Genomic DNA, 22,808 nt, shown 5'->3' with positions numbered 1-22,808 from the left:
CGGAAATCACGTAGTCAGTCGGTGAGCGCGTCAAGCACAGACTTGAGCGTACTCAACTCAACTCTATGCCCGCCACGCCATAGCGACAACGCGTGGGAGTGAAGCGTCAGTGACGGTCACCACCGAACGGATCAGGGACCGCGACGAGCGCCGTAACGTAGCGAATCATGGCCGCACCACCCGCGGCGCCCGATCGCATTTCGAGGCGTCTGCTTCCGCTCGCCCTCATCTTCGTCGCGGTCGGCATCTCGACCTCGTTCGTCGGGCCCTACCTGGCGCTCTTCCTGAGCGACGCCATCCATGCGGGCCCGGTCAAGACCACGGTCTTCCTGGTGGTCGCCCCGCTGTCCGGCGTCGCCGTGTCGTGGGCGGTCGGCCGGCTCTCGGACCGTCGCCCGATCCGCCGCCGGTTGCTCATCGCCGGCGCCCTGGCCGGAGCCGCGGGCATGGCGGCCACCGCGTTCGTCCGCGACTACTGGGTGCTGTTCGCGCTCACAATCACCCTGACCGCCCTGGCCGGGACCCTCTTCCCACAGACTTTCGCGTACGCCCGTCAGGTGCTCCAACGCGGCGACCCCAAGCGCGCGGCCATGGGCATCAGCTCGTTGCGCACTCTCTTCTCGGTCGCCTGGGTGGCCGGGCCGCCGCTGGCTGCTCTGCTGTTGGCCGAGCGCGGCTTCGCGTACACGTACGGGCTGGCCGCGATCATGTATGTGGCCGTCGCGCTCATCGTGCTGCGCTTCCTGCCCGAGGTCGGTCGTCCGGCCGGTCACGCCGAGCCGGTCGAGGCCGACGCGCCGGAGGCCGGCCGGTGGACGATTCTGCTGCTCATCGCCGGTTTCACCGTGGTCCAGACGGCGATGACCCTGAACGTCCAGGCGATGCCGCTCTTCGTCAGCCGCGAGCTGGGCGGCTCGGTGCGCGACGCCGGCCTGATCCTCGGGCTCTGCGCCGCCATCGAGATCCCGCTGATGCTCGGCTTCGGGGCGCTCTCCACCCGCGTACCGCTGCGCGCCCTGATTCTGTTCGGGGTGGTCTGCGCGATCGGCTATCAGGGCATCGCGCTCGTGGCCGGCTCGATCTGGGTGCTGGCCGCGGCCCAGTTGCTCAGTGCCACCTTCATCGCGGCGTTCGGCGGGCTGAGCATCTCCTACATGCAGGATCTGCTGCCGGGCCACCCCGGACGGGCCACGACGCTGGTCACCAACACGTTCCCGATCGGTCAGATCCTGGCCGCTCCGGCGTTCGGCCTGGCGCAGCAGTTCGGCTTCCGTCTCGCGTACGGGCTGAACCTCGGTCTTTGTGTCCTGGGTCTGCTCTTGATCCTGGCCGCCCGGAACCGCCGCGTCCCCAACCGCACGGGTCAGAACACCTAGATCGGGTTACGGTGGGATCGTGCGTGTACGGGTGGAACAGACTCCGCTGCCGGGTATCGGCGTTCGCCATGATCTGGTCACGTCGTCGGGGCGTACGGTCGGGGTCGTCTCGCATCGCAACGGCCGCCGTGACCTGGTGCTCTACGACGTCGACGACCCGGATTCGTGCCTGGCCTCGATCCCGCTGACCGATGACGAGGCCGAGGCCTTGGCCGACGTGCTCGGCGCCTCGCTCATGCTGGGCCAGCTGGCCGGTCTGCGGCAGCAGGTGGGCGGGCTGCTCACCGAGCAGATCGCGCTGCCCGCGGGTTCACCGTTCGTCGGCCGCCAACTGGGTGACACGCGGGCCCGCACCCGCACCAGCTCGTCGATCGTGGCGGTCATGCGCGACCGCGAGGTCATCGCGTCGCCCGGGCCCGACTTCGTCTTCGAGGCGAACGACGTGGTGGTCGCGGTCGGCACCCGGCAGGGCCTGGACGGCGTGACCGCCATCCTGGCCGGCGAGACCGACGACTGATGCATGGCACCACCATCCTCCTTATCGAGGTAGGTGCACTGCTCTTCGCGCTCGGAATGCTCGGCCGGCTCGGTCGTCGCATCGGATTGTCGCCCATCCCGCTCTACCTGCTGGCCGGGCTCGCGTTCGGGCACGGCGGCCTCATCCCGCTCTCGGCCAGCGAGGAGTTCATCGAGATCGGCGCCTCCATCGGCGTCATCCTGCTGCTGGTCATGCTCGGCCTGGAATATTCGGCCGGCGAGCTCGTCGGCAACCTGCGCGCCGCCGCGCCCGCCGGTGTGATCGATGCGCTGTTCAACGCCGTACCGGGAGCTGCCTTTGCCTTTCTGATGGGCTGGGACTGGCGGGCCGCGCTGGTGCTGGCAGGCATCACCTGGGTCTCGTCCTCGGGCGTGATCGCCAAGGTGCTGGGCGACCTCGGCCGGCTCGGTAACCGCGAGACGCCGGTGATTCTCTCGGTGCTGGTCATCGAAGACCTGGCCATGGCCTTCTACCTGCCGCTGGTCACCGCTGTGCTGGCCGGGGTGGGCCTGATCGGCGGGCTCAAGGCACTCGCCATCGCGGTCGTCACCGTGCTCGCCGTGCTGGTCGTCGCGATCCGCTACGGCCGCCAGATCAGCGCGCTGATCTCGGCCCGGGACGCCGAGGCGCTGTTGCTCGGCGTCTTCGGCCTGACCCTGTTCGTGGCCGGCGTGGCCGAAGAGCTGAACGTCTCCGCCGCGGTCGGCGCGTTCCTGGTCGGCATCGCGATCTCGGGACCGGTGGCACACCACGCGACCGAGATGTTGTCGCCGCTGCGGGACCTGTTCGCCGCGGTCTTCTTCGTCTTCTTCGGCCTTTCGACCAACCCGGTCGACATGCCTCCGGTGCTGCTGCCGGCGCTGGGCCTGGCCGTGATCACGATGCTGACCAAGGTGCTGACCGGTTATCTGGCCGCCCAGCGGGTCGGCATCGCCCTGCCCGGCCGGCTGCGCGCGGGGCTGGCCCTGATGCCACGCGGCGAGTTCTCGATCGTCATCGCCGGGCTCGCCGTCGCCTCCGGGGTCGAGCCGGGCCTGGCCCCGCTCGCCACTGCTTACGTCTTGATCACGGTGGTGTCCGGTCCGATGCTGGCCCGTCTGCCCGACTACGAGTGGTTCAAGACCTTTATCCGCAGGTGGCGGCAGCCTTCGACCCCTCCGGTACGTCCGCTCGCGGCCGAGGACTGACGTTCAGGCAGCTCAAAGCTACTGGTCAGTATCATTTGAGGCGAACGTGAGACTTCCATCAGACATCAAGTTCGCGCTACCGTTCCCTCCCGACAACTGACTGTTACCAGAATTTCTCGGGCGGCGACGTGGCAGTGCGTGAGTCGACTTTCTACGGGTTCGCTAATCCGGTCGATCCTCGGCCGGAGGAGCTTCAGGCCTGGGCCTACCATCCGGAGGCCGTTCCCCTCAGTGGCATGCCCCCTGACTGGGACCTGCTGATCTCCGGTGACGTGCTCGCGCCCACCATCTTCGAGCTGGCGATGGACAGGCAATGCCCGTCCCGCCGCTTCGCACAGCACTGTATGTACATCTACGCCGCCGACGGCGTCCGGCAAAACGCGTCCGGCCAGCGCAAACGGCGGCTCAAGAAGTTCGTCGAGCGCGCCGAAGAGGTCGGCGACGAGCCCATGTCGATCTGGGCGCACAACTGCCGCGTCCTGATGAGCCGGCCCGAGATCTTCGACTACTCCGACTGGATCGAGGGCGGCCTGGTCCGCCACCCCAGGCGACTAGGCCTCTTCAATCGCAGATAGAAATATGGCCCCGCCGAGCGGGGCCATATTCTTTATCGGTCCGATGCCCTTCGCGGTCGCCAGACGACCAGGGCGGTTGACGGGCGTTCCTGGCGGACGAGGTCTCGTCCGCCGTAGGGGCTTTCGAGCTGAGCGATCCGGGCGTACGCCTCGGTCAGCTCGTGCTCGAGTTCGGCCAGCCGCTGCTGGAGGTCGCCCACCAGCTGCTCGAGGCCGATGATGCGCTTGACCCCGGCCAGGTTGACGCCTTCCTCCTGGCTGAGTTTCTGCACCTCGCGCAGCAGCGCGACGTCCCGTTCGCTGTAGCGGCGCCCACCCCCGCCGGCCCGGCCCGGCTGCACCAGCCCGAGCCGGTCGTACTGCCGGAGAGTCTGCGGGTGCATCCCGGCCAGCCGTGCGGCGACCGAGATGATCAGGACCTTTGCGTCGGAGGTCTGCTCAACTGAGATGCTGATCTCCTCGTGCACAACCCACCTCCTGCTCAGTGCTCATGCGCTCGATCACGCGTGCGCCGCTACAAGTTGATGAGTTCAGACTCCGATCGACGACGGCTTCGCCGGCGGCGCTCGGTGCCTGAACTCATCAACGCGGCAACGCGCTCCTCGCTAAGCATTCCGGCGCACCCGAGCCTCGAGCCGCTCCCGCCCGGCGGGCGGGGTCAGCTTCGCGAACCGCTCCAGTGCGTCCCGGGCCTCCCCCGTGACACCCCCCGGCACCTGAACGTCAACCGTGACGATCAGATCCCCGGGCTGCCCGTCCTTACGTGGCACTCCCTTACCGCGCGCCCGCAGCTTGCGGCCGCTCGGCGTGCCCGGCGGCACCCGCAGGGTGACCGGGCCGTCCAGCGTCGGCACTCGCAGATCCGTGCCGAGCACCGCCTCGGCAATGGTGACCGGAACGACCAGGGTCAGGTCATCACCCGTACGCCCGAACAAGTCGTCCGGTCGCACCATGACCTGCACATAGAGGTCGCCCGCGGGCCCGCCCCGATCGCCCGGCTCGCCCCGGCCGCTGAGCCGGATGCGCTGACCGTCGGCGACCCCGGCCGGGAACCGGACGTTGATCGTGCGGTTTTTGGTGACCCCGCCCGTGCCCCGGCACTCGGGGCACTTCTGGTCGACGATCGTCCCCGCGCCCTGGCAGTCGCGGCACGGCTCGGAGAAGCTGAACGACCCCTGGTTACGCGAGATCAGTCCGCTGCCCTGGCACTGCGGACAGGTCCGCGGTGAGGTGCCCGGCTTGGCGCCGTTGCCGTGACAGGTCTCGCACTCGCCGGCCGAGCGCAGCGTGAGCGGCAGCGTCGTGCCGCGTACGGCCTGCGGGAAGTCGAGTGTCACCTCGGTCTCGACGTCGCGACCGCGACGCGGTCCCCCTCGTCGGGCGGCGCCGCCACCTGGCCCACCGCCCGAGAATATCGACGAGAATATGTCCGAGAATCCGGCGCCGCCGAAGCGCCGGTCGCCCGCCGCCCCGCCCTGGGCACCGGCTCCGCTGAAGCCGCCGAACAGGTCGGACGGGTCGAACTGGGTGCCACCGGTTCCCGATCGAGCCCCGCGACGGAACGCCCCGGAGCCGAAGAGCGACCGCATCTCGTCGTACTCTTTGCGCTTCTTGTCGTCCGAGAGCACGTCGTAGGCCTCGGAGGCGGCCTTGAACTTCTCCTCCGCCTCCTTGTTGCCGGGATTGCGGTCCGGGTGCAGATCGCGGGCGAGCTTCCGGTACGCCTTTTTGATCTCGTCGGTCGGAGCGGACTTGGGCACGCCGAGAACGGCATAGAAGTCCTTCTCGAGCCAGTCCTTCGAGCTCATCCCGCCTCCCTCCTCCTGCGGAAGGTCCCGCCTGCCGCAGTGCGGCAGGCGGGACGAACGTGTGAGATCACTCCGGGTCGGCGACCGCGACCATGGCCGGTCGCAGCAGCCGCTCGCCGAGGGTGTAGCCGCGGCGCATGACCTCGATGCAGGTCGGCTCGGTGACGTCGGCCGACGTCTGGTGAGCGACCGCCTCGTGGCGGTTGGGGTCGAACGGGTCGCCCTTCTCGCCGAAGGCCACCAGCCCCAGCTTGCCGGTCACCGTGGTCAGCGACTCGGCCACCGAGGCGAACGGACCGACCAGGTCGCCGTGCTCACGGGCCCGGTCGATGTCGTCCAGCACCGGCAGCAGCGCGGTCAGCACCGCACCCGTCGTCAGTTCGGCGGCCGCGCCCCGGTCGCGGTCGACCCGCTTGCGGTAGTTGGCGTACTCGGCCGTGACCCGCTGCAGGTCGTGCGTCCGCTCGTCGAGCTCGGTCCGCAGCGCCTCCAGCTCGGCGCCCAGCGCGGGCTGGGCCCCGGTCGTGGCCTCGTCGTCCGGCTTCTCGTTCTCAGTCTCGGTCACGGGAGCCTCGTCCTCGGGATCGGCCGCCCGATGGGCGCCGACCGTCGCCTTGCCCTTGGCCGTGGGGGCCTTGGTCTCCGGCTGGTCGATCTTGCGACGGTCCCGGATGACGACCCGCTCGGTCGCCCGACCGTCGTTCTCGTCCTCCGCGGCAGTCACTTCTTGTCGTCCTCCACGATCTCGGCGTCGACGACGTCGTCAGCCGCGCCCGCGGACGGACCTGCGTTGGCCGCACCGGCCGCACCGGCCGGGCCGGCTCCGGCGGCACCGCCGGGCGCACCCTGCGTGCCGTCCGCACCGGGCGTGCCCTGGGTCGGGTCTCCGCCACCCTGCGAGTAGAGCTGCGAACCGGCCTCCTGCGAGACCTGCGACAGCCGCTCGTGGGCCGACTTGATCTTCTCGATGTCGGTGCCACCGAGGGCGCCGCGCAGCTCACCGAGCGCCTCGCCGATCTTGGTCTTGCTCTCCTCGGGCAGCTTGTCGCCGCTCTCGGCCAGGAACTTCTCGGTCTGCCACTGCAGCTGCTCGGCCAGGTTGCGGGCCTCGGCGTCGTCGCGGCGCTTCTTGTCGTCGTCCGCGTGGTCCTGAGCGTCGCGCATCATGCGCTCGATGTCTTCCTTCGGCAGCGCGGAGCCACCGGTGATCGTCATCTTCTGCTCCTTGCCCGTGCCCAGGTCCTTGGCGGACACGTGCACGATGCCGTTCGCGTCGATGTCGAAGGAGACCTCGATCTGCGGGACGCCCCGGGGCGCCGGCGCGATGCCGCTGAGCTCGAAGGTGCCGAGCTTCTTGTTGTACGCGGCCATCTCGCGCTCGCCCTGGAAGACCTGGATCAGCACGGAGGGCTGGTTGTCCTCGGCGGTCGTGTAGACCTCGGAGCGGTGCGCCGGGATGGTGGTGTTGCGCTCCACCAGCTTGTGCATGATGCCGCCCTTGGTCTCGATGCCCAGGGACAGCGGGGTGACGTCGAGGAGCAGAACGTCCTTGACCTCACCGCGGAGCACACCGGCCTGCAGCGCGGCGCCGACGGCGACGACCTCGTCCGGGTTGACGCCCTTGTTCGGCTCGCGACCGATCATGCTCTTGACCAGGTCGGCCACGGCCGGCATACGCGTCGAGCCGCCGACCAGGATGACGTGGTCGATGTCGGCCAGCTTGACGTCGGCGTCCTTGATCGCGGACTCGAACGGGCCCTTGCAGCGGTCGAGCAGGTCCTGCGTCATGCGCTGGAACTCGGCGCGGCTCAGGGACATGTCGAGGTGCAGCGGACCGTCGGGGCCGGCCGTGATGTAGGGCAGGTTGATGCTGGTGGTGGTCGCGGCCGAGAGTTCGATCTTCGCCTTCTCGGCGGCCTCGCGCAGACGCTGCAGGGCCATCTTGTCGGCGCCGAGGTCGATGCCGTGCTCACCGCGGAACGTCTTGACCAGGTGGTCGATGATCCGCTGGTCCCAGTCGTCGCCACCGAGGTGGTTGTCACCCGAGGTCGACTTGACCTCGATGACGCCGTCGCCCAGCTCGAGCAGCGAGACGTCGAAGGTGCCGCCGCCGAGGTCGAAGACCAGGACGGTCTGTTCCTTGGAGCCCTTGTCCAGGCCGTACGCCAGAGCGGCGGCGGTGGGCTCGTTCACGATCCGCAGGACGTTGAGGCCGGCGATCTCGCCCGCCTCCTTGGTGGCCTGGCGCTGAGCGTCGTTGAAGTACGCCGGGACGGTGATGACCGCGTCGGTCACCGTCTCACCGAGGTAGGCCTCCGAGTCGCGCTTCAGCTTCATCAGGACCCGCGCCGAGATCTCCTGCGGGTTGTACTTCTTGCTGTCGATGTCGATCGACCAGTTGGTGCCGACCTCACGCTTGACCGAACGGATCGTCCGGTCGGGGTTGGTCACCGCCTGGCGCTTCGCGACCTCTCCGACGAGCACCTCACCGTTGCGGGCGAAGGCGACGATGGACGGTGTCGTCCGGGAGCCCTCCGCGTTGGCGATGACGGTGGGCTCGCCTCCTTCCAGAACGCTGACGCAGGAGTTCGTGGTGCCGAGGTCGATGCCGACCGCACGTGCCATGGTGTTCCTCGCTTCTTACCGCTATGAGACAAGGTTGAGTGGAACCGACTCAATGATGCCACGGGAGTGCACATCGTCAAGTCGAAGTTGAGTCACCCCGGCGCAACTGCCAGCAACCCCACAGCGGGCACATAAGTTCGGTAGATACCTGTCCGGTCACGGCATACCGGCCGCTGTTGTCCCGCATGCATAGATCAGGCACTCTTTACCCGTGACGACGCACGGTGACGCGGTCGGTCCGTCGGCCCTGTCCGCCGCACCAGCCGCCACGCGAGAAGCCGCCGCAGCCTCCGAGGCCGGCTCCGCGGATGAGAAAGCGCAGGTCAGCACAATGACCGCCGATTCCGCGAGCCCCTCTGAGGGTACTGAAGCAATCGTGCCCCGTCAGCCACATGAGGATCCCGAGCCGCGTCCCACCGACCTGGCCCAGGCCGACGCGGCCAGACTCGCCGAGGCCCCGCCCGCGATCGGCCGGCTCGCCGACGCCCTGAGCGCTCTGCGGGCGGCGATCGGCGGCACGGCGTACCCGCTGGTCATGCCCTCGGCCGAGGAGGCCCAGCGGATCGGCGTGGCCTTGGTCACCCAGCTCGACGACTACCTTCTCCCCCGCCTGGCCCGGCTCGACGCGCCCCTGCTGGTGGTCGTCGGCGGCTCCACCGGCGCCGGCAAGTCGACGCTGGTCAACAGCCTGGTCCGCGCACCGGTCAGCTCGGCCGGCGTGCTGCGCCCGACCACCCGGTCGCCGGTGCTGGTCAGCAACCCGGCCGACCTGCCCTGGTTCCAGCAGGGTCAGCTGCTGCCCGGCCTGACCCGCACCCGCGAGCCCAGCACCGACGCCGCCGCGCTGCAGGTCGTCTCGGCCCCGGCCCTCGGCGCCGGGCTGGCGTTCCTCGACGCCCCCGACATCGACTCGGTGGTCGACCGCAACCGCAAGCTCGCGGCCCAGCTGCTGGCCGCGGCCGACCTGTGGTTGTTCGTCACCACCGCCGCCCGCTACGCCGACGCCGTGCCTTGGGAGCTGCTGACCACCGCCCGGCTCCGCGGCACGGTGATCGCCCTGGTCCTCGACCGGGTGCCGGCCGAGGCCGCAGCCGAGATCGCGACCCACCTGCAAGACATGCTGAACGTCCGCGACCTGGGCGGCGCCCCGCTGTTCGTGCTGCCCGAGACCCGGCTCGACGGCCAGGGCCTGATCGCCGAGGACGTGATCGCCCCGCTGCACGACTGGTTCGGCCGGCTCGCCGCCGACTCGAGCGCCCGCGCCGCGGTGGTGCGCCAGACGCTGGACGGCGCGCTGATCTCGCTCGGTCCGGCCGTCGCCGGGCTGGCCGACGCCGCCGACGAGCAGGCCCGGGCGGCCAAGGCGCTGGGCGACCGGGTCTCGGTGGCCTACCGCACCGGACGGCAGACCATGGCCGACGGCCTGCGCGACGGCCGCCTGCTGCGGGGCGAGGTGCTGGCCCGGTGGCAGGAGTTCGTCGGCACCGGCGAGTTCCTCAAGACCCTGGAAAGCAAGGTCGGCCAGATGCGCGACCGGTTCGTGTCCGCCCTGACCGGACGCCCGGCGCCGGGACGCAACCTGCAGGTGGCGCTCGAGTCCCAGCTGGTCACATTGCTGCGCGGCATCGCCGCCGACTCGGCCGAGCAGGCCTATTCGGCCTGGCAGGCCCACCCGGCGGGCGCCGCTCTGCTCGATCCCGGGCTGCAGCGTCCGGCGGCCGATCTGCCCGAGCGGGCCGACCGCCTGGTGCGCGACTGGCAGCAGTGGGTGCTCGGCCTGGTGCGCGAAGAGGGCGCGGAAAAGCGGATCGTCGCGCGCGGGGCGGCGTACGCGGTGAACGGCGCCGGTCTGGCCGTGATGATCGCGGTGTTCACCTCGACCGCGTTCATCCCGACCGGCCTCGAGGTCGCGGCCGGGGCCGGCAGCGCGGTCGCGGCGCAGAAGGTGCTCGAGGCGATCTTCGGCGACCAGGCCATCCGCACGCTCGCCACCCAGGCCCGCGAAGACCTGCTGCTGCGGGCGGGCAAGCTGCTCGACGAGGAGGCCGCGCGATACACCGACCGGCTCGCCTCGGTCGGGCTCGACACGGAACCGGGGGCCCGGCTGCGACAGGCCGCGGCCGACGTGGAGACTGCGCGTACCGAACTCGCGTTGACGGGGAGCGCATGAGCCTGGTGGAGAAGGTGCGGGGCAACGAGCGGGTGGACGCCGACCGGTTGGTGGTGCGGATCGAGGCGCTGAGCCGGTTCCTGCGCCTGGTCGACCCCTACCTGCCCGACAACGAACTCGTCGCCGCGCACACGCTGGTCGAGCGGGCCGGCCACCGGTTGTCGCTGTCGCGGGAACACACCGTGGTGGCGCTCGCCGGCAGCACCGGCAGCGGCAAGTCCAGCCTGTTCAACGCCCTGGCCCGGCTCAAGCTGTCGCCGGTCGGCGTGCGGCGGCCGACGACCGGGGTGGCCCACGCGTGCGTCTGGGGCCCGCTCGAGCCGGCCACCAAGCTGCTCGACTGGGTCGGCGTGCTGCCCCGGCACCGGTTCATCCGGGAGAGCGCGCTCGACGGCGAGGACGAGGCCGCCCTGCGCGGTCTGGTGCTGCTCGACCTGCCCGACTTCGACTCGGTCGAACGTGGACACCGGCTCGAGGTCGACCGCCTGCTCGGCCTGGTCGACCTGATCGTCTGGGTGGTCGACCCGCAGAAGTACGGCGACCGGATCCTGCACCAGGCCTATCTCTCCCAGTTCCGCTCGCACGCCGCGGTCACCGTGGTGGTGCTCAACCAGGCCGACCGGTTGTCCACGCAGGACACCGACCTGGTGCTGAGCGACCTGAAGCGGCTGCTCACCGACGACGGCCTGGGCGAGGCCCCGGTGCTGGCCACCTCGGCCAAACAGCCCGGCATGCTGGCCGACCTGCGTGGCTCGCTGGAGAGCACGGTCGCCGAGCGGCAGGCCGCCCTGCAGCGGGTGGCCGGCGACCTCGAGACCGTCAGCACGCCCCTGACCAGCATGATCGGACCGCCCGCGGCCGAGGACGAGGTCGACCGGGCCACCGTCCGCCAGCTGACCGACGCGCTGTCCCTCTCGGCCGGGGTCGGCGCGGTCGCCGACGCCACCGCGGCCGCCTACCGGCACCGGGCCTCGGCCGCCACCGGCTGGCCGCTGACCCGGGGCCTGAGCCGGTTCCGGCCCGATCCGCTGCGCCGCCTGCATCTCACCGAGACTCCGGCCTCGGACAAGGCCGACGACGAGCAGCCCCGCTCCTATTCGACCGAACTCGTGCCACGCACCTCGCTGCCCGAGGCCGACGCGGCCCAGAAGTCCGCCGTCAGCCTGGCCGTCCGCGCGGTGTCGAGCCGGGCCGCAGCGCCACTGCCCGACGTGTGGGAACCGGCGCTGACCACGGCCGCCCGCTCGCGCGCGGCCGACCTGTCCGACGCGCTCGACCGGGCGATCGGCACGACCGACCTGGGCGTGGCCAGATCGCCGCTCTGGTGGCGGGCGGTCGGCGCGCTGCACTGGCTCTTCCTGGCCGCCGCGGTGTTCGGCCTGGGCTGGCTGATCTTCGGGTACGTTCTGCGCATCCTCGGCCTGCCCGAGTTGGACGATCCGGCCGTCGGCATCGTCCCGCTGCCCACCGTGCTGCTGGTCGGCGGACTGCTCCTCGGCGTGCTGTTGTGGCTGCTCATGCGCCCGGCCGTGGAGTGGGGAGCCCGGCGCGCCCGGCGGCGGGCCGAGCAGCGACTGCGCACCTCGGTGAGCGAGGTCGGCCGGGAGTACGTGGTGGCGCCCGTACGCGAAGTGCTGAACGCCTATGCGCAAGCGCGTGAAGCTCTCACCGCCGTGCGTTCGTAGTAGTCCGAGCACGCACCGTGCCGGGTAGGCTCGCGACATGCCCGCACCACAGACTCCGTACGAGGCGGTCCTGCACGCGGCCCGCGACGTGGCGAAGCTCGGCTGCGCGCTGGACGCCGAGATGCTGGGCACTGCCCTGCTCGGCAGCGTCTATTCGATAGCCGAGGAAGATCGCGACACCGCCGTCCGCGGGTTCGTCGGCGATTTCCTCTCCGCCACCACCCGGCGCCGCACGGCCTCGGCCACCACGATCCGCGAGGTCTTCGCCGTCCTCGTGCCCGACGCCGAGGGCTCGGCCACGGTCCGCCGGGGTGCCCAGGCGCCGGCCTGGACCGCCCAGCTCGGCCGGGTCCGGCCCACCGGCTGTTACGCCTACGGCGACGTCTACGGCGACCAGACGTCCTATCTGGTCACGTTCGCCTACGACGACGTCGACGAGGGCGGCCCCGAGCACGCGGTCGTGGCCCTGGTCGACCACAACATCGGCATCGCCAAAGATCTCTACGTCGGCTCCTCGGCCGAGCGGATCCTCGAACAGGTCCGCCAGATGTGCGACGACGACGAACTGACCTGGTTCCGCGAGGAAGACCCGGGCCGGCTGCGCGACGAGGTCATTCGCCACCTCGAGATCACCGACGGGCTGAGCGAGCTGCCCGCCGAGGGTTCCCTGGCCACCGACCGGGCCCTGGCCGGCGCGCGGCTGGCCCTGCTGCCCGCGGCCACCACCCCGCCGCTGACCGAGCCACCCACGGTCGACAGCACCGGACTCGTCCGCGACTTCCTGGCTTCACCCGAGGCGGCCCGGTTCTCCCTCGAGCGGGTGCACGCCGACGACGAGCTGGCCTCGCTGCATTTCTGCCTGAGCCTGATCCTCGACCACGCGGCGAGCCTGCCCGACCCCGACCCGCTGCGCTGGAGCCCGGCCGTGGCCGGGCTGTTCCTGCTCGACTGGGTGCACCGGCGGGCCGTCCTCGACATGGACGACGCGGCCATGCTGCCCCGGGTCACGCGGGCCTGGTCGGCCTATGCGACCCGGCGGCGCGACCTGCCCGAGGCCGCGGCCGAGCAGACCGACCACGTGGTCGAAGAGATGATCCCCGAGTTCGCGCGGCTCTACGCCACCGGCGAGAAGCGCAGCGCGGCCACCGCGGCGGTGGCCCAGCTGATCTCCGAGGGCGTCGACCCCAACGACGCCGAGGCCATCGACGCCTGGATCGAGGCCAACCGCCACCGCCTGGAGGACGGCGGGGTCTGAGCTCCCCTCTACCAGCGTCCGGAGAGGTCCTCGCTGTGCTCGGCGTGGTGCCGGCCGACCCGGGAGCTGCGCTGCTGCTCCGCCGTGTCGTCGGCGTGGTGCAGGCTGCTCGCGCGGTGGCTGCCGCGATACGACCGGTTCTGGTTCTCCTCCGAGCGGGCCTCGGGGATCAGCCGCCGTCCGTGGTTGTTGCCGACGTTGGCGTAGCTGCGCTCGAGGATGCTGGACGGGCGGATGTTGTTCGGACGTTCGGCCACAGCTGACCTCCGGCTGTGTTCGGACCGGTCGCGTGACCGGTGACGGGCAACGGAACGGTGGGTCTCGGTGCTGCTCTCCTCGCACCGGCGGTGGCGGGGCCGGTCGGAGTCCTGATCGTCGGAGCCCTGATCGTCGGAGTTGTCGTGGTGGCCGGCGTCATCCGGAGCGTCCGGTTCGTCGACCGGGTCGTCCGGCACGTCGGGCAGACCGGGCACGTCGGGTCGCTCGGAGTCGTCGTCCGATCCGGGCGCGTCCGTCGCATCGCCGGGCACCGACGGCAGACCGGGCACAGAGGGCCTCCTACCCCAATGAGCAGGCTCATCACGTCCCGGGTCCGAGTTTCCGCGGTTTTCATCCCGTACGGCCCCCGACGCCCCGCCGGCCTTCGAGCCCCCGGCCCGCGAGTCATGGTCCCGGCCGCCCGACGAGTCCCGGCCGCCCGACGAGTCCCGGGCACGCGACGAGTCCCGGGCGCGCGAACTGCTTCCCGGTGAACTGGCGGACGAACCGGCGCGCGGCCGCTCTCGCACGGCCGGCTCGCGACGCCCGGCCTGACCGATCAGCTTCCCCGCCCGTACGGCCGCATCGGCGCTCTTGGACGCCCCTTGAACCGAGCCGTCCTGGTCGTCCGGCTCGGGCCCGGATCCCGACGGCGGCCGATCGGTCGGCTGCTGCCGCACCGGCCCCGACGAGGGCGGCGGCAGGAACGGAATGTCCATCGTGTCCGTCCGCGGACCGGACAGCTCCCGCGACCCGGCGGTGATCGCGGCCAGGGTCGGCACCGATGCCAGTCCCACCAGCATCGCCACGATCAGCACATAACGACGCGTCGGCCCGGAGAACCCGGTGTCGGCCCGATAGACCCCGTTGAGGCGCTTGCGCATCACCCTCATCGGTGGCACGAGGTCCTCGTCGGGCTGATCCGGCTGGTCCGGCACGGCCGGGGTCCTCCTCTGCGTCGCATGGGTCGGACGCGGCCAGCAATGATCAACATTGATGGGCCGCAGTTACCGGACTGAACGACGCATGGGCATATCGGCAGCGGCGTAAAGCAGCCGTTCGTACGGTAGTGACCGTACGAAAGCCGCTTATTTGGACAAATACGGGCACCGATATGACGGAGGAATTTCCCGACTGTGATCGACCTGACCTGTAACGGGGCTCACGTTCTCTGTCAGGATGGGGGCGACGGCACCGCCGCCGTCGCTTCGCCGACCCAGCGGGGCGTGGTGGGGGCCGTCACTCCCCGGCGGGGTCCAGGCCCGCGCCGAAACGCCGCGCGGCAACCTCACCCGGGCCAGGCGCGGCGACCAGCGGCCGCCGCGCGCACGGGCGACACCCGTCGCGGGCGCAGAGATGAACAGGGAGACTTGGATGGCGAACGGCGAAAGCATTGTTGGGGCCGACGCTCCAGCAGGCGGCTTCGTCCAGCTGCTCACCCCCGACGGCGAGCGCGTCGACAGCGTGACCACCGCTGACGGCATCACGTACTCGGTCGACTTCACCGACGACGAGTATCGCGAGCTCTACCGCGACCTGGTGACGGTCCGGCGGCTCGACGCCGAGGCAACCGCGCTGCAGCGACAGGGCGAGCTCGGCATCTGGGCCAGCCTGCTGGGCCAGGAGGCGGCCCAGGTCGGCTCCGGCCGGGCGATGCGACCCCAGGACATGGCGTTCCCGACCTATCGCGAGCACGGCGTCCTCTACACCCGCGGAATCGACCCGATCATGCCGTTCGGCCTGTTCCGGGGCGTCGACCAGGGCGGCTGGGACGCCAACGAGCACCGCTTCAACGGCTACACCATCGTGATCGGCTCGCAGACGCTGCACGCGACCGGCTACGCGATGGGCGTGACCATGGACGGCAAGACCGGCGGCCCCGACGGCGAGGCGGTGATCGCCTACTTCGGCGACGGCGCCACCAGCCAGGGCGAGGTCAACGAGGCGTTCGTCTGGGCCGGTGTCTTCCACGCCCCGATGGTCTTCTTCTGCCAGAACAACCAGTACGCGATCTCCGAGCCGCTCGAGCGCCAGACCCGGATCCCGCTCTACCGCCGGGCGGCCGGCTACGGCTTCCCGGGCGTCCGGATCGACGGCAACGACGTGCTGGCCAGCTTCGCGGTCACCCGGGCGGCGCTCGACAACGCGCGCAACGGTCAGGGCCCGACGCTGATCGAGGCCTATACCTACCGGATGGGCGCGCACACCAGCTCCGACGACCCGACCCGCTACCGCATCGCGAGCGAGGTCGAGTCGTGGAAGGCCAAAGACCCGATCAGCCGGCTGCGGGCGTTCCTGGCCAAGCAGCAGGTGGCCGACGAGAGCTTCTTCGACGAGGTCGACGAAACCGCCAAGACGCTCGCCCTGAGCCTGCGCGAGCGGGTGCTCGAGATGCCCGACCCGCAGCCGATCTCGATGTTCGACAACGTCTATCCGCACGGCTCGCCCGAGCTCGACGCCCAGCGGGCCCAGTTCGCCGAGTACCACGCCTCGTTCGAGGGGAGCGACCACTGATGGCCGAGACGATCACCATCGGCAAGGCCCTCAACCACGGCCTGCGCCGCTCGCTGGAGCAGAACTCCAAGGTCGTCATCATGGGTGAGGACGTCGGCAAGCTCGGCGGCGTGTTCCGGATCACCGACGGCCTGCAGAAGGACTTCGGCGACGACCGGGTCATCGACACCCCGCTGGCCGAGGCCGGCATCGTCGGCACGGCGGTCGGCCTGGCCATCCGTGGCTACCGGCCGGTCTGCGAGATTCAGTTCGACGGGTTCGTCTTCCCGGCCTACAACCAGATCGTGGCCCAGGTCGCCAAGATGTTCTACCGCTCCAACGGCAAGGTGCGGCTGCCGATCGTCATCCGCATCCCGTTCGGCGGCGGCATCGGCGCGGTCGAGCACCACTCCGAGTCGCCCGAGGCGTACTTCTCGCACACCCCCGGCCTCAAGGTCGTGACCTGCTCGAATCCCGCCGACGCGTATTCGATGATCCAGCAGGCGATCAACTCGGACGACCCGGTGGTCTTCTTCGAGCCCAAGCGCCGTTACTGGGAAAAGGGCGAGGTCGACCTCGACGCCGACATCGCCGGCGCCTATCCGCTGCACGAGGCCCGGATCGCGCGCGAAGGCACGGACGCGACCCTCATCGCGTACGGGCCGATGGTCCGCACCGCTCTCGACGCGGCCAGCGCCGCCGCCGAGGACGGCCGCAACCTCGAGGTCATCGACCTGCGCTCGCTGTCACCGGTCGACTACGACAAGATCTATTCCTCCGTACGCCGGACCGGCCGCGCCGTCGTCGTGCACGAGGCCCCCGGCAACATCGGTCTCGGCGCCGAACTCGCCGCGCGCATCACCGAGCACTGTTTCTATTCGCTCGAGGCGCCGGTGCTGCGGGTCACGGGTTACGACATCCCGTACCCGGCGGCCCGGGTCGAGGAGGAGTACCTCCCCGACCTCGACCGGGTGCTCGACGCCGTCGACCGTTCGTTCGGCTGGTGACCCCGATGTCACGGATCAAGGAATTCAACCTGCCCGACCTCGGCGAGGGGCTGACCGAGGGCGAGATCTTGTCCTGGCTGGTCAAGGTCGGCGACACGATCGAGCTGAACCAGCCGATCGTCGAGGTCGAGACGGCCAAGGCGGCCGTCGAGATCCCGGCCAAGTGGGCCGGCGTCGTCTCGCGGATCTTCGTCGAGGCCGGCACGACGGTCGAGGTGGGTGCGCCGATCGTGGCCATCGACACCGACCCGTCGGCCGGTCCGCTGCCGTCCGACCTGCCCGGTCCCGTGCCGTCGGCCGAGTCGCTGGCCGCGGTCGAGATCGCGCCGGCCGAGGGTGCGGTCGAGCCGGGCCTGATCGGTGGTCCGGCGCCGGGTGGCCGCACGGCCGTGCTCGTCGGTTACGGGCCCAAGGTCACCACCGCGAAACGGCGGCCACGCGTCGGTACGCCGTCCGGCTCCGCGGTGGTGGTTCCGCCTCCGCCGGTGGTGCCGCCCGCTCCGGTCGCCCCGCCGACTCCGGTTGCGCGGACGGGTGGGCCGGTGCTGGCCAAGCCTCCGGTGCGCAAGCTGGCCCGTGATCTCGGCCTCGACCTGGCCACGATCGCGGGGACCGGGCCGCTGGGGTCGGTGACGCGTGACGACGTACAGAAAGCCGCCGCAGGCGCACCGCAAGCGGCCCCGATCGCACCCGCCGTGACCACCGCCGCCGTTTTCGACGCGAGTCGCGAGCAGCGGATCCCGGTCAAGGGTGTCCGCAAGCTCACCGCGGAGAACATGGTGGCCTCGGCGTTCACCGCGCCGCACGTCACCGAGTTCCTCACGGTCGACGTGACCCGCACCATGAAGGCGATCGAGAAGCTCAAGGGCCGGCGTGAGTTCCGCGACGTGCGGATCTCGCCGCTGCTGCTGGTGGCCAAGGCCGTGCTGCTCGCGGTCGGCCGGCACCCGATGGTCAACTCGTCCTGGTCGGCGGCGACGAACGAGATCGTCGTCAAGGAGTACGTGAACCTCGGCATCGCGGCGGCGACCGAACGCGGCCTGATCGTCCCGAATGTGAAGGACGCCGGACGTCTCAGCCTGCGGGAGCTGGCCGAGGCGCTCAACACACTTGTCCAGGTGGCGAAGTCCGGGAAGACACCGCCGTTCGATATGGCCGGTGGAACCCTTTCCATCACGAATGTCGGAGTATTCGGTGTGGACACCGGAACTCCGATCCTGCCGCCCGGCGAGTCGGCGATCCTGGCCTTCGGCGCCATCCGGCCGATGCCCTGGGTGCACAAGGAGAAGATCAAGATTCGCCAGGTCACGACCCTCGGGCTCTCGTTCGACCACCGGATCATCGATGGCGAACTGGGCTCGAAGTTCCTGCGCGACATCGGCGACTTCCTCACCGATCCCGAGGGCGCCCTGCTCGCCTGGATCTAGGCACACCCGAGGTCGTTAGGCAAATCCTTTTCTTGACCTACGATCCTTAGGCAAGTGCTGCGCGTCACCCCGCAAATCGTTGGTAACTCGTCCCGTTGAGGCGCACAATGGAGTCACAACGGGACGAGCAACACGATGGGCCGGCGATCCCGGCCCGAGGGAAGTGACTAAGTAATGAGCATCGTCGACCGCGTTCGTCAGCGCCGGTTGATCAACCGTCAGAACCGCGCCATCGACCGGGCCTGGATGACCGCACCCAGCCAGTCGATGCGCGACGAGATCGCCATCTTCGCCCAGCGCAAGGTCTTCTGAGACCCTCGCGCCACGGCCCGCCCGGTACCCCCACCGGACGGGCCGTTCGCTTTTTCAAGGGACGCTTAAAGATCTTTTGGTAGTCCCCTTCGTGGCGTACACCGGGATTCCTCATGCTGCCCTCGCCCGGTACTGTCGGGCACGGTCATCGAGCCGGCTCGGCCGGTCGGCAAGGGGCCGGGGTTCCAGCCGAGCGGCGGGATCCCGCACGGCCTGGCCTCAGAGCTGGGCACGACGCCGGACTGTCCGGCGTCCGTGCAGAGCTGGCACGGCCGCATGAAATGAGGAGGCGCTCATGACGTCCGAGGGGCACTACGCCGGCGCACAGCCGGCCGAGGCCACGTCGGGCGGACCGACGTCGGACGGCTTCCCGCCGGACACCGACGGTCAGCGGATCTCGGGACGGGCCTCGGCCCAACCGCCCGCCGACGGTTTCCCCAGTTCGTACGGGCCGCCACCGCAGGCCACCCCGAACGGCGGCTCGCCGTTCGTCGTTCCCGCCGTGCCCACCTTCGGCTCGGGTCCCGACGCTCCGCGTCCCGCCACCGGCACGTCCTACGGGTCGGCGCGCGTCCCCGCGCCCTCGGCCGACGAGGCCTCACTGCCGCAGCGCACCCCGGCTCCCTCGGCTTCCTCGGCTGACGAGGGCGCTCTGCCGCAGCGGGGCGCTGCTTCGCCCTACGGCTCGGTCACGCCGTCGCCGTTCGGTCCCGGGCCCAACTCGGTCTTCGGCACCCCGCCGGCCGACGCGCCCGCGGCCCCGGCCGACGCCTGGGCACCGCCGCCCGCGCCGCCGTCCCGCACGCCCCCCGAGCAGAGCTTCATCCAGCGTCCGGGTGCCCCGCTCCCGCAGCGCAACGCGAACCCGGGCAGCACGGTCGACAGCGTCGAGGGCTTCAACGGCTTCGCCGCGGCGGCCAACCGTGAGCCGCAGCAGCCGGCCGAGGCGCCGTCGATGGACCAGTCCGGCGGCCGCGCGCCCGGCGTCTCCGCCTTCGGTGACCAGCGCGTCCGGGTTCCCGGCGCCACCCTGACCGACCTGCCCGAGACCCCGGCGGCCGGCCGCTCCGGCGACAGCGGCGGCTTCCCGCTGCGCGGCGGCGGTGCCGGTGGCGGTTCGGCGTTCCCGGTCCGGCGCAGTGAGAGCGGAGCCTTCCCGGTGCGCGACGAGTCCGAGCCGCAGGCGGCCCGCCCGCCGTCGGCCTTCCCGCCGCCCCTGCCGCAGCAGACCGCCCCCGCCACCGCGGCGCCGTCGGGCGAGCTGCCGGTGCGCAGCCAGCAGGCGCCGTTCGGTCCGGGCCAGCCGCCGACCGGGGCCGCCCAGTTGCCGCCGGCCACGAGTGGTTTCAGCGCGTTCGGTCCGGCCGGGCCGGCTGCTTCGGGTTCCTCCCCGGAGGATGCGCCGCACCCCTACGGCCGCCCCGAGCCCTTCTCCGACCCGTTCGGCCGCTCGACCGACGCGGCGCCCGAAGCCCCGGCCGGCCACGACCCGGAGCGCGACGGCCTGCCCGATCCCTTCGGCCGCAACACCGCCCAGGCGGCCGGTTCCGCCTATGGCAGCGCGCGGCCGTCGGCGCAGTTCGGTCCGGCCGACAACGGCTCGTCCGACGCGCCCGCCTTCGGTTCGGCCCATCCGTCGGAGCCTGGCTCCGGCGCCTTCGGTTCGGCCCGGGCGTTCGGTCAGTCCGAGCCCACGTCGGGTGCCTACGGTTCGGCCGGCTCGCCCGATCAGCCCGAGCCCACCTCCGGCGCCTACGGTTCGGCCCGCCCGGCCAGCTCGTTCGACCAGCCCGAACCCACGTCGGGTGCCTACGGTTCGGCCCGCCCGGCCGGCTCGTTCGACCAGCCTGAGCCAACGTCTGGCGCCTACGGTTCGGCTCGGCCCACCCCTTCGGACACCTACGGCTCTCCCCGGTCGACTTCCGGCCAGCCCGAGGCCGACCAAGGGCACCCCTACGGCTCATCCCAGCCCAGCTCGGGCACCTACGGTTCGTCCGAGTCCAGCTCGGGTGCCTACGGATCACCCGAACCGAATTCGGGTGCCTACGGATCGCCCGAGCCGACCTCCGGTGCCTACGGGTCTCCCCGCCCGACTTCGGGGCAGCCCGAGGCCGACTTCGGGGCCGCCCGTCCGGCCGAACCGGGTGCGTACGGCTCGGCGCGTCCGAACCCGCCGTTCGGGGCGTCCGCCAACGACGCCGCGGCGTTCGGCTCGGGCCGCCCCGCATCGCCCTACGGTCAGGACGAGTCCGCCGCGCGCCCCGAGGCCGACTCCAGTGCCTTCGGATCGCCGCGATCGGGCGCGCCCTACGGCCGGTCCGACGAGGCCGACTCGGGTGCGTTCGGTTCCGCCCGCCCCGCCTCGCCGTTCGGCCCGGCCCAGAACGACCCCCGGGCCGGATCACCGACCTTCGGTTCGGCCCGACCGGCATCGCCCGATGAGGCCTCGTTCGGCCCGTCCTCGTTCGGCCCGGAGCAGTCCTCGTTCGGTCCGGCGTCGGATGATCGGGCGGAGTCGCCCTATGGCGCGGCTCAGTTCGGGGCCGAAGACGACCGGGCCGGCAACGACGAGCACGCCCTCTACAAGCGCCCCCAGTCGGCCGACGACAACCCGAACGGCTACCCGCAGCGGGTGCCCGGGGCCGCTCTCGGCGCGATCGGATCGCCCGCGGCGAGCTCGGTTCCGGCTCCGCGCGACCCCTCGGAGAAGCCGCCCGCCGTCGGTTCGGCCCGCCCGGTCACGGCCAGCGCTTCGGTGCCCTCGGCCAACCGACCGGTCGAGGCGACCGAACTGCCGCCGCCGTCGGCTGCCCCGCAGGCCCGGGTCTACGGCCGTCCGGCTCCGGCCGAGCCGGTCGAGGACGACGCACCCGAGGCTCCGGCCGAGCGGTCCCCGTTCGGCGCCCGGTCCGACTCGGCGTTCGGTGACCGTTCCGACTCACCGTTCGGCGAGCAGCCCGGATCTCCGTTCGGCGATCACCCCGACTCGCCCTTCGGGATGCGGCCCGATTCTCCGTTCGGCCCGCGGCCGGGCGCCGAGGACCGTCCGGCCACGTCTCCCGGCGGGTTCGGCGCTCCGGCGTACGGGGAACGCTCGAATGACCCCAACGCACCCGGCAGCGAACCCAGTGTCGCCCCGCAGTCGCCGGCTCGCGCCACCGCCCGCGCCTCGGCGAGTGCCCGCGTCGCCCCGCCGACCTCGGGTGGCCCGGCCAACCCGCCGACCGGCATGACGTCGGCCCCGGCCCTGCCCGGCGCGGCACCCGAGCCGGCTTCCCCCGGTTCGCCCTATGCCGACCGTCCCGGCGGCCCCGGTGGGCGGCCCGGTGAGCCGTTCAGCGAGCTGACCACCGACATCGCGGGGCGTGACCAGCAGCCGTACGTGCCGGCCCCGGCCCTGCCTCCGATGCCGCCCGGCCTGAACGGCTTCGACCCGGCCACCCAGCCCCGGTCGAACAGCTTCGGTCCGGCCGGGTCGTCGCCGCACAGCGCCTTCGCCCCGCCCGGCTCGCAGCCGCACAACGGTTTCGGCCCGCCCGGACAGCAGCCCGGTGGTTTCGGCCAGCAGCCGCCGAACAACTTCGGTCCGCCTCCGGACGGCGGGTTCGGCAACCCGGCCAGCCGCGCCACGGTGACCCCGCCGACGCCTGAGGACACCACCTCGTGGCCCGGTGTCGAGGCCGACCAGGGCCGGTTCGACAGCTTCAAGGCCGAGGAGAAGCCCGCCGCCAAGCCCGAGACGCCGCACGTCCGGGTCATGCCGATCCTGCTCGCGGTCGTGGTGGCGGCGATCCTGCTGCTCGGCGCGATCTTCGGCATCGTCTATCTGGTGGCCGGCGGCAGCGACAAGTCGCTGTCGGTGATCCAGGGCGAGTGCGTGAAGCGCGACGGCGAGTCGGCGGTCAAGTCCGAGTGCACCGAGTCCGGGTCGTTCCAGGTGGCGTCCATCGTGGACGACAAGGCGCAGTGTGCCGACCCGGGTCAGCCCTACGTGATCAACAAGACCTCGGACGGCAAGAGCCAGGTGCTGTGCCTCAAAGCGAACGCCTGAGGCCCAACGCCTGACGCTGTCATCCTGACCACCTTCGTGCC

General features: G+C 71.1%; 17 protein-coding genes. 12 read left to right on the top strand and 5 right to left on the bottom strand.

From position 1 onward, the window contains the following. The first annotated feature begins 167 nt into the window (after positions 1 to 167). The 4 genes from KOI35_RS41820 to KOI35_RS41805 all read left to right on the top strand — a co-directional run bounded on the left by KOI35_RS41820 (position 168) and on the right by KOI35_RS41805 (position 3,676). On the top strand, positions 168 to 1,376 hold the full coding sequence (locus KOI35_RS41820; RefSeq protein WP_215795286.1) for a sugar efflux transporter: 1,209 nt from the start codon (positions 168 to 170) through the stop codon (positions 1,374 to 1,376). Between the two features lie 19 nt (positions 1,377 to 1,395). Next, positions 1,396 to 1,893, top strand: coding sequence for a cation:proton antiporter regulatory subunit (locus tag KOI35_RS41815; protein WP_215795285.1), 498 nt, complete (start codon positions 1,396 to 1,398; stop codon positions 1,891 to 1,893). Continuing rightward, positions 1,893 to 3,101, top strand: a complete 1,209-nt coding sequence (locus KOI35_RS41810; RefSeq protein ID WP_215795284.1) for a cation:proton antiporter — start codon at positions 1,893 to 1,895, stop codon at positions 3,099 to 3,101. Before KOI35_RS41815 ends, KOI35_RS41810 begins: the two co-directional genes overlap by 1 nt. A gap of 128 nt (positions 3,102 to 3,229) precedes the next feature. Continuing rightward, on the top strand, positions 3,230 to 3,676 hold the full coding sequence (locus KOI35_RS41805) for a hypothetical protein (protein WP_215795283.1): 447 nt from the start codon (positions 3,230 to 3,232) through the stop codon (positions 3,674 to 3,676). A 32-nt stretch (positions 3,677 to 3,708) separates the two neighbouring features. On the opposite strand, the gene KOI35_RS41800 is transcribed toward KOI35_RS41805, so the two are convergent. The 4 genes from KOI35_RS41800 to dnaK form a co-directional block, all read right to left on the bottom strand. Beyond that, the gene (locus tag KOI35_RS41800) at positions 3,709 to 4,143 is read right to left on the bottom strand and encodes a heat shock protein transcriptional repressor HspR (RefSeq protein WP_215795282.1); all 435 of its coding nucleotides are present in this window, start codon (positions 4,141 to 4,143) and stop codon (positions 3,709 to 3,711) included. 138 nt (positions 4,144 to 4,281) lie between these two features. Then, on the bottom strand, positions 4,282 to 5,484 hold the full coding sequence (gene dnaJ, locus KOI35_RS41795) for a molecular chaperone DnaJ (protein ID WP_215795281.1): 1,203 nt from the start codon (positions 5,482 to 5,484) through the stop codon (positions 4,282 to 4,284). Between the two features lie 67 nt (positions 5,485 to 5,551). After that, positions 5,552 to 6,208 carry a nucleotide exchange factor GrpE gene (gene grpE, locus KOI35_RS41790; protein ID WP_215795280.1) on the bottom strand — a complete coding sequence of 219 codons (657 nt, stop codon included), beginning with the start codon at positions 6,206 to 6,208 and terminating at the stop codon, positions 5,552 to 5,554. Then, positions 6,205 to 8,109 carry a molecular chaperone DnaK gene (gene dnaK / locus KOI35_RS41785; protein WP_215795279.1) on the bottom strand — a complete coding sequence of 635 codons (1,905 nt, stop codon included), beginning with the start codon at positions 8,107 to 8,109 and terminating at the stop codon, positions 6,205 to 6,207. Before dnaK ends, grpE begins: the two co-directional genes overlap by 4 nt. 535 nt (positions 8,110 to 8,644) lie before the next feature. Here dnaK and KOI35_RS41780 point away from each other — a divergent pair. From KOI35_RS41780 to KOI35_RS41770, 3 genes are read left to right on the top strand one after another with little or no spacing between them, the layout of a single operon-like run. Then, positions 8,645 to 10,279 carry a GTPase domain-containing protein gene (locus KOI35_RS41780; RefSeq protein ID WP_246614666.1) on the top strand — a complete coding sequence of 545 codons (1,635 nt, stop codon included), beginning with the start codon at positions 8,645 to 8,647 and terminating at the stop codon, positions 10,277 to 10,279. Further along, the gene (locus KOI35_RS41775; protein ID WP_215795278.1) at positions 10,276 to 11,964 is read left to right on the top strand and encodes a GTPase; all 1,689 of its coding nucleotides are present in this window, start codon (positions 10,276 to 10,278) and stop codon (positions 11,962 to 11,964) included. The genes KOI35_RS41780 and KOI35_RS41775 overlap by 4 nt, the downstream gene beginning before the upstream one ends. A gap of 37 nt (positions 11,965 to 12,001) precedes the next feature. Beyond that, on the top strand, positions 12,002 to 13,219 hold the full coding sequence (locus KOI35_RS41770; protein ID WP_215795277.1) for a hypothetical protein: 1,218 nt from the start codon (positions 12,002 to 12,004) through the stop codon (positions 13,217 to 13,219). A gap of 8 nt (positions 13,220 to 13,227) precedes the next feature. Here the strand turns inward: KOI35_RS41770 and KOI35_RS41765 are convergent, their stop codons facing one another. Further along, complete coding sequence (locus KOI35_RS41765) at positions 13,228 to 14,415, bottom strand: hypothetical protein (protein ID WP_215795276.1); 1,188 nt, start codon at positions 14,413 to 14,415, stop codon at positions 13,228 to 13,230. A 436-nt stretch (positions 14,416 to 14,851) separates the two neighbouring features. Between KOI35_RS41765 and pdhA the strand changes: the two genes are divergently transcribed. The 5 genes from pdhA (at position 14,852) to KOI35_RS41740 (ending at position 22,767) form a co-directional block, all read left to right on the top strand. Then, complete coding sequence (gene pdhA / locus KOI35_RS41760) at positions 14,852 to 15,991, top strand: pyruvate dehydrogenase (acetyl-transferring) E1 component subunit alpha (protein ID WP_215795275.1); 1,140 nt, start codon at positions 14,852 to 14,854, stop codon at positions 15,989 to 15,991. After that, on the top strand, positions 15,988 to 16,977 hold the full coding sequence (locus tag KOI35_RS41755; protein WP_215795352.1) for an alpha-ketoacid dehydrogenase subunit beta: 990 nt from the start codon (positions 15,988 to 15,990) through the stop codon (positions 16,975 to 16,977). The genes pdhA and KOI35_RS41755 overlap by 4 nt, the downstream gene beginning before the upstream one ends. 5 nt (positions 16,978 to 16,982) lie before the next feature. Continuing rightward, positions 16,983 to 18,404 (top strand): dihydrolipoamide acetyltransferase family protein, encoded by a 1,422-nt coding sequence (locus KOI35_RS41750; protein WP_215795274.1) that lies wholly within the window; start codon positions 16,983 to 16,985, stop codon positions 18,402 to 18,404. Between the two features lie 174 nt (positions 18,405 to 18,578). After that, positions 18,579 to 18,716, top strand: coding sequence for a hypothetical protein (locus tag KOI35_RS41745; protein WP_215795273.1), 138 nt, complete (start codon positions 18,579 to 18,581; stop codon positions 18,714 to 18,716). A gap of 295 nt (positions 18,717 to 19,011) precedes the next feature. Beyond that, positions 19,012 to 22,767, top strand: coding sequence for an LppU/SCO3897 family protein (locus tag KOI35_RS41740; protein ID WP_215795272.1), 3,756 nt, complete (start codon positions 19,012 to 19,014; stop codon positions 22,765 to 22,767). Positions 22,768 to 22,808 lie beyond the last annotated feature (41 nt).

The organism is Paractinoplanes bogorensis, from assembly GCF_018829635.1.
Lineage (GTDB): Bacteria > Actinomycetota > Actinomycetes > Mycobacteriales > Micromonosporaceae > Actinoplanes > Actinoplanes bogorensis.
Note: the sequence above shows the minus strand (reverse complement) of the source record. Positions and strands in the feature narration are given on the sequence as shown.

Bases quoted from the DNA above. Each gene is read 5' to 3' on its own strand.
- KOI35_RS41820 (WP_215795286.1), top strand. From the start codon at position 168: ATGGCCGCACCACCCGCGGCGCCCGATCGCATTTCGAGGCGTCTGCTT.
- KOI35_RS41810 (WP_215795284.1), top strand. From the start codon at position 1,893: ATGCATGGCACCACCATCCTCCTTATCGAGGTAGGTGCACTGCTCTTC.
- dnaJ (WP_215795281.1), bottom strand. From the start codon at position 5,484: ATGAGCTCGAAGGACTGGCTCGAGAAGGACTTCTATGCCGTTCTCGGC.
- dnaK (WP_215795279.1), bottom strand. From the start codon at position 8,109: ATGGCACGTGCGGTCGGCATCGACCTCGGCACCACGAACTCCTGCGTC.
- KOI35_RS41780 (WP_246614666.1), top strand. From the start codon at position 8,645: ATGCCCTCGGCCGAGGAGGCCCAGCGGATCGGCGTGGCCTTGGTCACC.
- KOI35_RS41775 (WP_215795278.1), top strand. From the start codon at position 10,276: ATGAGCCTGGTGGAGAAGGTGCGGGGCAACGAGCGGGTGGACGCCGAC.
- KOI35_RS41770 (WP_215795277.1), top strand. From the start codon at position 12,002: ATGCCCGCACCACAGACTCCGTACGAGGCGGTCCTGCACGCGGCCCGC.
- pdhA (WP_215795275.1), top strand. From the start codon at position 14,852: ATGGCGAACGGCGAAAGCATTGTTGGGGCCGACGCTCCAGCAGGCGGC.
- KOI35_RS41750 (WP_215795274.1), top strand. From the start codon at position 16,983: ATGTCACGGATCAAGGAATTCAACCTGCCCGACCTCGGCGAGGGGCTG.
- KOI35_RS41745 (WP_215795273.1), top strand. From the start codon at position 18,579: ATGAGCATCGTCGACCGCGTTCGTCAGCGCCGGTTGATCAACCGTCAG.
- KOI35_RS41740 (WP_215795272.1), top strand. From the start codon at position 19,012: ATGACGTCCGAGGGGCACTACGCCGGCGCACAGCCGGCCGAGGCCACG.